Below are 11,925 nucleotides of genomic sequence, written 5' to 3' on the forward strand. Positions count from 1 at the left end.
AATGACCACATATAAAGATGCAGGTGTGAACATTGAAGAAGGCTACAAAGCAGTGAATTTAATTAAAGGTTTGGCGAGAGAAACTTTTGATTCAAATGTTATTACTGACATAGGTAGTTTTGGGAGTATGTATCTATTGAATATTGGAAGTTCTGAATATATCTTGGTTTCTGGTACAGATGGAGTTGGTACTAAACTGAAGATTGCATTTTATCTTGATAAGCATGATACAGTTGGAATAGACTGTGTTGCTATGTGTGTGAATGATATTTTATGTCATGGAGCAACACCTCTTTTCTTTTTAGATTATATTGCATGTGGAAAACTAAGCAGTAGCAAAGTTGCAAGTATTGTGAAAGGTATTGTGGAAGGTTGCAAAATGGCTGGCTGTTCACTTGTAGGCGGGGAGACTGCTGAGATGCCAGGATTTTACAAAGATAATGAGTACGATTTGGCAGGGTTTGCAGTTGGGATTGTAGAAAAGCAAAAAGCGGTGTATGGCAAAGATGTAACTACGGGAGATGTATTAATTGGTCTTGCTTCAAGCGGTGTTCATAGTAATGGTTATTCACTTGTAAGAAGAATTTTTGGAATAGATGATGACCCCAAAGTGCTTGGAAAGGTATATGAAGAACTTGGAGTATCACTTGGTGAAGAACTATTGAGACCAACAATGATATATGTAAAACCTGTTTTGAAAGTGCTTGAAAAGGTAAAAGTTAAAGGAATAGCTCATATAACTGGTGGAGGATTTTTTGAAAACATACCCCGAGCTTTTCCGAAAGGTTACTCTGCTGTTATTGAAAGAGGTAGCTGGGAAGTTCCTGCTATATTTAAGTTGATTCAAGAACATGGGAAAGTAGAAGAAAAGGAGATGTTTTCAACATTTAACATGGGAATAGGTATGGTTCTAATAGTTTCCAAAGAAGATGTAAATTTAACGTTGAAGATATTAGAGCAAGAAGGAATAAAGGCATGGGTGATAGGTACAATTCAAAAAGGTGAAGACGGAGTTGTCCTAAGATGAAAAAGTTAGCTGTATTTGTATCAGGTTCAGGTTCTAACCTTCAGGCCATCATTGACCAAATAAAAGTTGGGGAAATTCCTGCTACAATTTCCTGCGTTATATCCAACAAAAAAGATGCATATGCGCTTGAAAGAGCAAGAAAAAACAATATTCAGGGAATTTATATATCTAAAAAAGATTTTTCCTCTTCTTTGGAGTATGAAAAGTATCTTGTAAACTTTCTTAAAAGTCAAAAAATTGATTTTGTCATTTTAGCAGGTTTCCTTTATATATTCTCCGAATATTTTGTAGAAGAGTTCAAAAACAGAATTATAAACATTCATCCTTCCTTGCTTCCGGCATTTGGTGGAAAAGGTATGTACGGTATAAACGTGCATAGAAGCGTGTTAGAGTATGGAATGAAGGTAACAGGTGCAACAGTTCACTTTGTTGATGTAGTACCAGACGGTGGACCAATAATATTGCAAAAAGCTATATATGTAAAAGATGATGATACTCCTGAAACCCTCCAAAAGAGGGTACTTGAGGAGGTTGAATGGAAGATATATCCTTTAGCTATAAAGCTTCTTTGTGAAGATAAAATAGAAGTTGTAGGTAGGAAAGTTATTATAAAGGACAAGGAAATCTTAAAAAAGGTGGGAATTGAAATATGAACAAGAGAGCAATTATAAGTGTTTACAATAAAAACGGGATAGTGGAATTTGCAAAAAAGCTAAAAGAGTTTGGATATGACATTATCTCAACGGGCGGTACTATGAAGTATTTGACCGAAAATGGGATTGAGGTTATAAACATCTCTGACGTGACCCGTTTTCCAGAAATTTTGGATGGCAGAGTAAAAACTCTTCATCCAAATATTCACGCAGGAATTCTTGCAATAAAGGATAATAAAGAACATTTAGAAACTTTAAAGGCATTGGATATTCTACCAATCGACATGGTTATAGTTAACCTTTATCCCTTTAAAGAGACTATTTTCAAAAAGAATGTTAAGCTTGAAGAGGTTATAGAGAATATAGATATAGGCGGACCTACTATGATTCGAGCGGCTGCAAAAAATTTTAAATACACAACGGTAATAGTTGACCCTGAAGATTACGATACAGTAGCAATGGAAATAGAAAAAAATGGAGAGGTTTCTCTTGAGACAAGATTTTATCTTGCTACAAAAGTTTTCGAGTATACCTCATATTATGATTCAATGATTTTTAACTATTTCAAACATGTGCGAAAAGATCAGACGTTTTCAAAACATTTTACAGTTCCATTAGAACTTTTGCAAAGCTTAAGATATGGTGAAAATCCTCATCAAAAGGCATCTTTCTATAAAATATCATTACCATTTATTGAAACTTCAAATATTGTGAACTGCGTTCAACTTCATGGCAAAGAACTTTCATATAATAATATCCTTGATAGTGACAGTGCTATAGAGCTTTTGAAAGAGTTTGATGAACCTACATGCGTTGCTATAAAGCACAACAACCCATGTGCGGTAGCATCGGCAGAGAATATCTTTGATGCTTACAAGAAGGTATATGAAAGTGACCCAGTGTCTATATTTGGTGGCATTGTTGCTTTTAATAAAAAGGTTGACAAGGACACAGCAGAGCAACTCAAAAAGATTTTTCTTGAAATTGTTATTGCCCCAGAGTTTGATGAGGATGCTCTTTCTATTCTATGTTCTAAAAAAGATTTGAGGATTTTAAAATTGGCTTCTTTGGAGAGAACTGAAGCTTTCTATGATATTAAATCTGTAAATGGTGGTGTTTTAGTACAAGAAAAGGATAGAATGCTTCTTGCAGACCAGCTTCAGGTTGTCACAGAAAGAAAACCTTCGGAAAAGGAATTGGAAGATTTAATCTTTGCTTGGAAAGTTGTAAAACATGTAAAATCGAATGCTATAGTAATAGCAAAGAATAGAATGACTCTGGGCATTGGAATGGGTCAGACAAATAGAATATGGGCTGTTGAACATGCAATTTCAAGATCGCGTTTTGATTTACAAGGATCAGTGCTTGCATCTGATGCATTTTTCCCATTTTCAGACAGTGTAGAGGCTGCAGGTAAAGCGGGAATTAGCGCTATTATACAACCAGGGGGGTCTATCCGCGACAAGGATTCTATCGAAATGGCAAATAAATTTAATATAGCTATGGTATTCACAGGCATAAGACATTTTAGGCATTAAATAAAGAGGTGATATTTTAGCTATGAGAGTGTTAATTATTGGGAATGGTGGGCGTGAGCATGCAATTGCATGGAAAATATACAATGAAGGTTACAAAGAGTTGTTCTGTGTTCCGGGCAATGCAGGAATAAGTGAAATAGCTGAATGCACTGATATTAAAGTAAATGAGTTTGAAAAGATAAAAGATTTTTGTTTAGAAAAAAAAATAGATTTTGTGATTGTTGGTCCTGACAATCCACTGGCTGACGGGATTGTTGACTATCTTGAGTCCTTTGGTGTAAAGACTTTTGGACCTACAAAAGATGCTGCAATGATAGAAAGCAGTAAAGCTTTTGCAAAGGATTTGATGAAGAAATATGGAATTAAAACTGCAAGATATGAGGTGTTTACCAACTATGAAGATGCATACAAGTTTGTAAATCAAACATCTAAGTATCCAATTGTGATAAAAGCAGATGGGCTTGCTTTGGGTAAAGGTGTTATTATTGCAAAAACTAAGCAAGATGCTATAGAAGCTTTGAATCTCATTATGAAAGAAAGAGTTTTTGGAACTGCAGGCAACAGGATAGTTATTGAAGATTATCTTGTGGGCGAAGAAGTTTCAGTATTTGTTGTTTCTGACGGAAAAGATATTGTTCCTCTCACAACAGCAAGAGATCATAAAAAGGCATTTGATGGTGATGAAGGTCCAAATACAGGTGGGATGGGGGCTTTTTCACCATCTAAACTTGTCAATAAAGCTATTTTTGAAAATATATTAGAAGACATAATGTTAAGAGCAGTATATGGTATGCGAAAGGAAGGACGAACTTTCAAGGGAGTATTGTATGGAGGACTTATTTTAACAGAAGAGGGGCCAAAGGTTTTAGAGTTTAATGCACGTTTTGGGGACCCAGAAGCCCAGACAATTTTGCCACTTATGAATAGTGAGCTTATGGAGATAATGGTTAAGGCAAGGGAAGGAAATTTGAAAGGTATTGAGGCAAAGTTTAACCAGGATTATTCTCTATGTGTGGTGCTTGCTTCAAAAGGTTATCCTGACAAATATGAAACTGGGTTTGAAATAAGTGGATTAGAAAACCTTGATGAAAAGACAATAATATTTCATGCAAATACAAAGAAAGAAAATGGCAAGGTAAAAACAGCTGGTGGAAGGGTGTTGAATGTAGTAAGAATAGAAAAAACTTTAAAAGAGGCAAAAGAAAAAGTATATGAAGAGATAAAAAAGATTTATTTTGAGAATATATTTTACAGAAATGATATTGGAGATAAAGAGATTGAGTGAAATTTTTGTTTTAAAAGAAGAAAAATGAGGTATAAATTATTTGACAGTTTAAAATTCTTAAAAGAGGAGTGAACATTTTAAATGGAGATTTGGGTATGCAGTATATGCGGATACGAATACAATCCTGAAAATGGAGACCCGGAAAACGGTATTGAGCCGGGAACAAAGTTTGAAGATTTACCTAACGATTGGGTTTGTCCTATTTGCGGTGTAGGCAAGGATATGTTTGAAAAAAAATAAGTTTGATAAGTTGTTTGGAGTACCCTAAGTCATCTCTGGGAGTTTATGAAGATGACTTAGGGTATTTTTATGGTATATAATAATTCTATAGGAATATAAAAGAGGTATAAAAACAATGCTTGTAAATACTCCTTCATATATTTTTTTGAACGATGTTTTTACACAGGCTGGCAGAGATTTAAAAAAGATCTCTTATCAAATTATAAATGACGTGGATGGTTTTTCTGTAAATTTCTTTTTTACCGATGATTGTGAAGTCAACAATATAGGAATAGCTTTAGAACTTCAAAATGCTGAACTTGTTTTTATGCCAAAACTCCAGAAAGGTAAAAAAGGTCTTGTTTGCAACAACTCGAATATACAGATGATACTTTTGAGATCTAACAATTCGTTTTTTCTATTAAAAATTTATGGTATTTTGCAGCTAAAAGAAAGATATTTAAGATTTGCGACAAAGTTAAAAGAAAAACTTTTATGTATCGGATTTTTCAATTCTTTTTGGATAGATGAAGGTACAGAGAGTTTTTGTTATCAAAACTTGCTCTCGGTTTCTGAAATAAAAAAAGGTTCAAATATAAAAATAGAAATCAAATTTCAGAGAGGAAATTCCATTTATGATTGTGTTGAAAACTTTAATGAGAAGCTAAAATTTTTTGAAGTTGGACTTGATTTAGAATCAGCAAAAAGTCCAATGTATATTGGTACTGTAGATATTATGAGATATTCAAAAATAGATATTGCAACAAGATATCAATTTTCGTTTGTTGTTCCAGCAAAAGTATCGAAATTTTGCTTTTTTTATCTGCCCAGAAAAGTTATAAACTATAATCTTTCTTATACGTCCTCGTTACAATCCTCCAGTTTTTATTATTTAAATGTTTTAAGTGAGCTTAAGAAGAGTGAAATTTTAAATCTTAAAGAAAACATAGAAATATTAGCCTCAAATGAAAATATTTATTTTAATTTTTACAATAAAAATCTTATGTTAACCTCAATGAAAACTTATTATCATCTACCCTATGTTTTGCTTCTTTATATTAAACTTTGTTCTTTGACAGGAGAAGAAATAAAAGCTTCTGTTGAGAAATTTGTTGATGATATAGAGTGGTATGTTATAAAAAGCAAAAAATTCTTTTCAGATGAAACTTTGAAAAACATAAAAGAGTTTGATAAAAATTTTGAAAATGAAATATATCCAAATGAAGTCCTCACAATATATATTTGTTATGAACTGTACAGACTTCTCTTCCACTACTATGAAGATTTAAGTTATCATAAAATGAGTAATGATTTAAAAGCTTTATTGTTTCTATACTATGATTTTGAACGCAAGTATTTTTATAAAAACAACTATTCATTTAGAAAAGAAGAATTTTTAAGAATTATTAGAAGGGAAGACTTGAAATGAAATTAGTTATATTTGATGGTAACAGTATTTTATACAGAGCTTTTTTTGCTCTTCCTGAACTGACAACTTCGAGTAATATTCCTACAAATGCTATTTATGGGTTTATAAATGTAATATTGAAATATTTAGAGCAAGAGAATCCTGATTATGTTGCAGTTGCATTTGATAAGAAAGGAAGACAGGCACGAAAAAGCGAATATGAAGAATACAAAGCTAACAGAAAACCTATGCCAGATAATCTTCAAGTACAAATCCCTTATGTTAGGGAGATTCTTTATGCTCTTAATATTCCAATTATTGAGTTTGAAGGTTATGAAGCGGATGATGTAATTGGCTCGCTTGTAAACATGTTCAAAAATACTGATTTAGATATTGTTATTATTACTGGTGATAAGGATACTCTTCAGTTGTTAGATAAAAACGTAGTTGTGAAGATTGTTTCAACAAAATTTGATAAAACAACAGAAGATTTATATACTGCAGAGAATGTAAAAGAAAAATATGGAGTTTGGGCAAATCAAGTACCGGATTATAAAGCGCTTGTTGGAGATCAATCAGATAACATTCCAGGGGTAAAAGGAATTGGGGCAAAGAGTGCTCAAAAACTTTTGGAGGAGTATTCCTCTTTGGAAGAGATATATCAAAATCTAAATAACATCAAAGGTTCTATACGTGAAAAATTAGAGGCTAGCAAAGACATTGCGTTTTTATCCAAGCGTTTAGCGACAATTGTATGTGATTTACCATTAAATATTAAACTTGAGGATTTAAGAACAAGAGAGTGGAACAAGAAAAGATTATATGAAATTTTACTCCAATTAGAATTCAAGAGTATAATAAAACGGTTAGGGCTGTCAGAAGAGGTTCAAGTTGAGTTTGTTCAACAGCTAACTAATATTCACGATGTAGAGCAAAAAAAGCTTGAAGGAATATCACAGATAAGATCAAAAGATATCTCATTAATGTTTGTGCCAGAAGAAAAATGTTTTTATTTATACGACCAAGAAAGTAATACTGTGTTTGTAACAGAAGAAAGACATTTAGTAGAGGAGATTTTAAAAAGTGAATCTGTAAAAATTGTATATGATTTGAAAAATATATTTCATGAACTCTACTTAGAGAACACAGATAATATCAGAAATTGTGAGGATGTAATGATTGCTTCTTATGTTCTTGACAGCACAAGAAGTTCATATGAATTGGAAACATTGTTTATATCCTACTTAAATACCGACTTAGCAGCTGTGAAAAAGGATAAAAAAGTAACATCGGTAATACTTTTGAAACGATTATGGGACGAACTTTCAAGCTTAATTGATTTAAATTCATGCCAGTTTGTGTATACAAATATAGAACGTCCTCTTATTCCTATTCTATACGAGATGGAAAAAGCAGGATTTAAGGTAGACAGAGATGCACTACTTCAGTATACTAAGGAGATTGAAAGCAAAATATTAAATCTTGAGAAGCAGATATATCAAATTGCAGGTGAGTGGTTTAATATAAATTCACCCAAACAACTTTCTTACATTTTGTTTGAGAAATTAAAACTTCCTGTAATAAAAAAGACAAAAACAGGATATTCCACTGATGCTGAGGTTTTAGAAGAGCTTTTTGACAAACATGAAATAGTTCCTCTTATTTTGGATTACAGGATGTATACCAAGATACTAACAACCTATTGTCAAGGATTACTCCAGGCAATAAATCCTTCTTCAGGCAGAGTCCATACAACATTTATCCAAACAGGCACAGCGACAGGAAGACTTGCAAGTAGTGATCCTAATTTACAAAATATACCTGTGAAATACGATGAAGGAAGATTAATAAGAAAGGTTTTTATACCTGAAGAAGGGCATGTCCTGATTGATGCGGATTATTCACAAATTGAACTGAGAATACTTGCTCATATTTCTGAAGATGAGAGACTTATAAATGCCTTCAAAAATAACGTTGACATCCATTCGCAGACAGCAGCTGAGGTTTTTGGTGTAGATATAGACGATGTTACCCCAGAGATGAGAAGTCAAGCTAAAGCAGTAAATTTTGGTATCGTTTATGGGATTTCTGATTATGGACTTGCAAGGGATATTAAGATTTCCAGGAAAGAAGCTGCAGAGTTTATAAACAGGTATTTTGAACGTTATCCTAAAGTTAAAGAGTATTTAGATAATATTGTCAAATTTGCTCGTGATAACGGATATGTTTTAACCCTATTCAACAGAAGGAGATATGTAAAGGACATAAAATCTGCAAACAGGAATGCAAGAAACTATGCCGAAAGGATTGCAATGAATTCGCCAATTCAGGGCAGCGCTGCTGATATCATGAAATTGGCAATGATTAAAGTGTATCAAAAGCTCAAGGAGAATAATCTTAAATCAAAAATAATTTTGCAGGTACACGATGAGCTTTTAATTGAAGCTCCATACGAAGAAAAGGATATAGTAAAAGAAATAGTAAAAAGAGAAATGGAAAATGCAGTAGCTTTAAAAGTGCCTCTGGTAGTTGAGGTGAAAGAAGGACTGAACTGGTATGAGACAAAATAAAGTTTTGGGAATTACAGGGAAGATGGGTTCAGGTAAGAGTACTATCAGTAGTATATTAGCACAAAATTACGGCTTTAAGGTAATTGATGTTGACAAAGAATATCATGTACTTTTGGAAGAGAACGAAGAACTCAAGAAGAAATTGACTGATGTTTTTGGGAAAGAAATATTGGTATCAGGGAAAATAGACCGAAACAAGTTGAGAACTTTAGTTACTGCCGACAGATCACGTTTTGAGATTTTAAATAAAATAACCCATGCATTTATTTTTGAAAGGGTAAGCTACTTAGTTTTAGAGGTCTTGAAAGGATGCCATACGGTTATAGATGCTGCACTTTTATTTGAGATAGGCCTCCACAAACTCTGTTCGGTTGTATGGTTTGTGGAGGCAGAAGAAGATGTATTGGTTGAGAGAATAATAAAAAGAAATGGATGGAGTGAAAAAGAGATAAAATCTTTTTTAGAAAGGCAGAAAATATTAGAGAGCTATAAGAATCTTGCTAACAGGGTTATAGTGAATAATTTTGACATTGAAGAGTTAAAAAGTGTAATAAGAAAATATCTAAAAGAGGATGGGTTGATTTGAAGAAGAAGGTTGTTATAATAGTCTTGCTACTTGTTTTTCTTTTATTCTTTGAAAGATTTTATTTTTTTGTTCTGAAGCAAATATATCCTTTGAAGTTTTCTGAAAGTATAAGTAGATATAGCACGGAAATAGGAGTAGATCCATATTTGATATGTGCAATAATAAAATCTGAAAGTAACTTTAACCAATATGCAGTTTCAAGAAAAGGTGCTGTTGGACTTATGCAGCTTTCACCTCCAACTGCAAAGTGGGTTGCTCAAAAGCTTAAAACAGAATATTTAGAAGATAGCCTCTACGACCCTGATTACAATATAAGGCTTGGTTCGTGGTATATAAAATATCTAATAGACTACTACTCTGGTGATACAAAGCTTGCAGTTGCAGCTTACAATGCAGGTATGACAAATGTAAATAAATGGCTTTCAATTAGAAAAAGAAACACCATTGAAATAACAGAAATTCCTTTTAAAGAGACAAACTATTTTGTAAAAAAGGTTTTTAAGAGTTACGAGATGTACAAAAAACTTTATCCAAAGGCATTCAAATATAAAGATTATTGAAGAAACTGTAGCATAGATTTCCAAACATACGTTTGAAATTTGAGGATGAATGAGATAAAATAAAACTTGGTGATTGAAGATGAAAAAATTTAGGCTTGTTTCAGACTTTAGACCAACAGGTGATCAGCCAAAAGCAATAGAGATGTTAACAGAAGGAATTTTAAAAGGCGAAAAATTTCAGACCCTTTTAGGTGTTACTGGGTCGGGCAAGACATTTACAATGGCAAAGGTCATAGAGAATGTTCAAAGACCTACACTTGTCTTGGCACATAACAAAACCTTAGCTGCACAGCTTTGTAGTGAGTTTAGAGAATTTTTCCCAGAAAATGCAGTGGAATTCTTTGTGAGTTATTATGACTATTATCAGCCTGAAGCTTATATCCCGGAGACTGACACATATATTGAAAAAGATTCGTCTATAAATGAAGAGATTGACAAGCTGAGACATTCAGCTACATCTGCCTTATTTGAAAGAAGAGATGTTATAATTGTTGCAAGTGTATCCTGTATTTACAGTTTGGGTAGTCCTGAAGATTATTTAAATCTTACTATTTCTTTGCGCCCTGGCATGACAAAAGACAGAGATGAGGTCATAAGAGAACTTATAAGAATGCAGTATGAAAGAAATGATGTTGACTTTCGAAGAGGCAGATTTAGAGTAAGAGGGGATGTACTTGAAGTTTTCCCTGCTTCTAATACGGACAGGGCAATAAGAATAGAATTTTTCGGAGATGAAATAGAAAGGATTACAGAATTTGATGTCGTGACAGGTGAGATAATTGGGCGAAGGAATCATGTTGCAATATTTCCAGCATCTCACTATGTAACAACAGCTGAGAAGTTAAAAAGAGCGATAAAAAGTATAGAAGAAGAACTTGAACAAAGGCTAAATGAACTAAGAAGTATGGGGAAGCTTGTTGAAGCTCAGAGGTTAGAGCAGAGAACGCGCTATGACATAGAGATGCTTCAGGAAATGGGTTTTTGCAAGGGGATAGAGAACTATTCAAGGCACTTAACTGGCAGGCCGCCAGGAAGTCCGCCGTATACCCTACTTGATTATTTTCCAAAGGATTTCATAATGTTCGTTGACGAGTCACATGTTACTATACCTCAAGTAAGAGCTATGTACAATGGTGACAAAGCAAGAAAAGATGCTCTTGTTGAATATGGTTTTAGACTTCCATCTGCGTATGATAACAGACCGTTGACATTCGAAGAATTTGAAGAAAAGCTCAACCAAGTAATTTTTGTAAGTGCAACACCCGGGCCTTATGAACTCAAAAAGTCTTCACGCATTGTTGAGCAGATTATAAGACCGACAGGGCTTGTTGACCCTGAAATTGAGGTTCATCCTGTCCAAGGTCAGATTGACCATCTAATTGGTGAGATACGAAAAAGAGTGGAAAAGAACCAGAGAGTACTTGTCACTACCCTTACCAAAAAGATGGCTGAAAGCCTTACTGACTATTTAAAAGATGTGGGAATCAGGGTCCGATATATGCATTCAGACATAGACACAATTGAGCGTATGCAGATTATCAGAGATTTACGGCTTGGCAAGTTTGATGTGCTGGTGGGGATAAATCTGCTTAGAGAAGGTCTTGACCTTCCTGAGGTGTCACTTGTTGCAATTTTGGATGCTGACAAGGAAGGTTTTTTGAGGTCAGAGACTTCGCTTATCCAGACAATTGGCCGGGCTGCAAGAAATGTTGATGGAAAGGTTATAATGTATGCAGATAGAATCACAAATGCTATGCAAAGAGCTATTGATGAAACAAATCGACGAAGAAAAATTCAAATAGAATACAATCAGAAATATGGAATTGTACCTCAGACTGTTAGAAAAGGGATAAGACAGATAATTGAAGCGACAGTTTCTGTAGCTGAAGAAGAAGAAGAGAAATATGAAGTTGTGGAAAAAGACATTATAAAGAATATGACAAAAGAAGAGATAGAAGAATATATCAAGGAGCTTGAACAGGAAATGAAAAAGTTTGCTATAGAACTTGAATTTGAAAAAGCTGCTAAAGTAAGAGACAAAATATTTGAGCTGAAGAAACTTCTTTAATGGTTTTATTG

At 33.6% G+C, this 11,925-nt stretch carries 10 protein-coding genes; all 10 read left to right on the forward strand.

The window, feature by feature from the left end; all coding sequences use genetic code 11:
* Nucleotide 1: 1 nt before the first annotated feature.
* Nucleotides 2-1,027, forward strand: coding sequence for a phosphoribosylformylglycinamidine cyclo-ligase (gene purM, locus COB47_RS05590; RefSeq protein ID WP_013290406.1), 1,026 nt, complete (start codon nt 2-4; stop codon nt 1,025-1,027).
* Nucleotides 1,024-1,680 carry a phosphoribosylglycinamide formyltransferase gene (gene purN / locus COB47_RS05595; RefSeq protein ID WP_013290407.1) on the forward strand — a complete coding sequence of 219 codons (657 nt, stop codon included), beginning with the start codon at nt 1,024-1,026 and terminating at the stop codon, nt 1,678-1,680. The genes purM and purN overlap by 4 nt, the downstream gene beginning before the upstream one ends.
* Complete coding sequence (purH, locus tag COB47_RS05600) at nt 1,677-3,218, forward strand: bifunctional phosphoribosylaminoimidazolecarboxamide formyltransferase/IMP cyclohydrolase (protein ID WP_013290408.1); 1,542 nt, start codon at nt 1,677-1,679, stop codon at nt 3,216-3,218. Before purN ends, purH begins: the two co-directional genes overlap by 4 nt.
* A gap of 22 nt (nt 3,219-3,240) precedes the next feature.
* Nucleotides 3,241-4,503 carry a phosphoribosylamine--glycine ligase gene (purD, locus tag COB47_RS05605; protein ID WP_013290409.1) on the forward strand — a complete coding sequence of 421 codons (1,263 nt, stop codon included), beginning with the start codon at nt 3,241-3,243 and terminating at the stop codon, nt 4,501-4,503.
* 81 nt (nt 4,504-4,584) lie between these two features.
* Nucleotides 4,585-4,743, forward strand: a complete 159-nt coding sequence (gene rd, locus COB47_RS05610; RefSeq protein WP_013290410.1) for a rubredoxin — start codon at nt 4,585-4,587, stop codon at nt 4,741-4,743.
* Nucleotides 4,744-4,858: 115 nt separating this feature from the next.
* On the forward strand, nt 4,859-6,151 hold the full coding sequence (locus COB47_RS05615) for a hypothetical protein (protein ID WP_013290411.1): 1,293 nt from the start codon (nt 4,859-4,861) through the stop codon (nt 6,149-6,151).
* On the forward strand, nt 6,148-8,700 hold the full coding sequence (gene polA / locus COB47_RS05620; RefSeq protein WP_013290412.1) for a DNA polymerase I: 2,553 nt from the start codon (nt 6,148-6,150) through the stop codon (nt 8,698-8,700). Before COB47_RS05615 ends, polA begins: the two co-directional genes overlap by 4 nt.
* A complete protein-coding gene (gene coaE / locus COB47_RS05625) occupies nt 8,687-9,286 on the forward strand; it encodes a dephospho-CoA kinase (protein ID WP_013290413.1) in 600 nt (199 codons plus the stop codon). The genes polA and coaE overlap by 14 nt, the downstream gene beginning before the upstream one ends.
* Entirely contained in the window at nt 9,283-9,846 is a 564-nt protein-coding gene (locus COB47_RS05630) for a lytic transglycosylase domain-containing protein (protein WP_013290414.1), read from the forward strand. The genes coaE and COB47_RS05630 overlap by 4 nt, the downstream gene beginning before the upstream one ends.
* 79 nt (nt 9,847-9,925) lie before the next feature.
* Nucleotides 9,926-11,914, forward strand: a complete 1,989-nt coding sequence (gene uvrB / locus COB47_RS05635; RefSeq protein WP_013290415.1) for an excinuclease ABC subunit UvrB — start codon at nt 9,926-9,928, stop codon at nt 11,912-11,914.
* The last annotated feature ends 11 nt before the right edge of the window (nt 11,915-11,925 follow it).

Origin of the sequence: Caldicellulosiruptor obsidiansis OB47 (assembly GCF_000145215.1) — a bacterium.
GTDB classification, from domain to species: domain Bacteria; phylum Bacillota; class Thermoanaerobacteria; order Caldicellulosiruptorales; family Caldicellulosiruptoraceae; genus Caldicellulosiruptor; species Caldicellulosiruptor obsidiansis.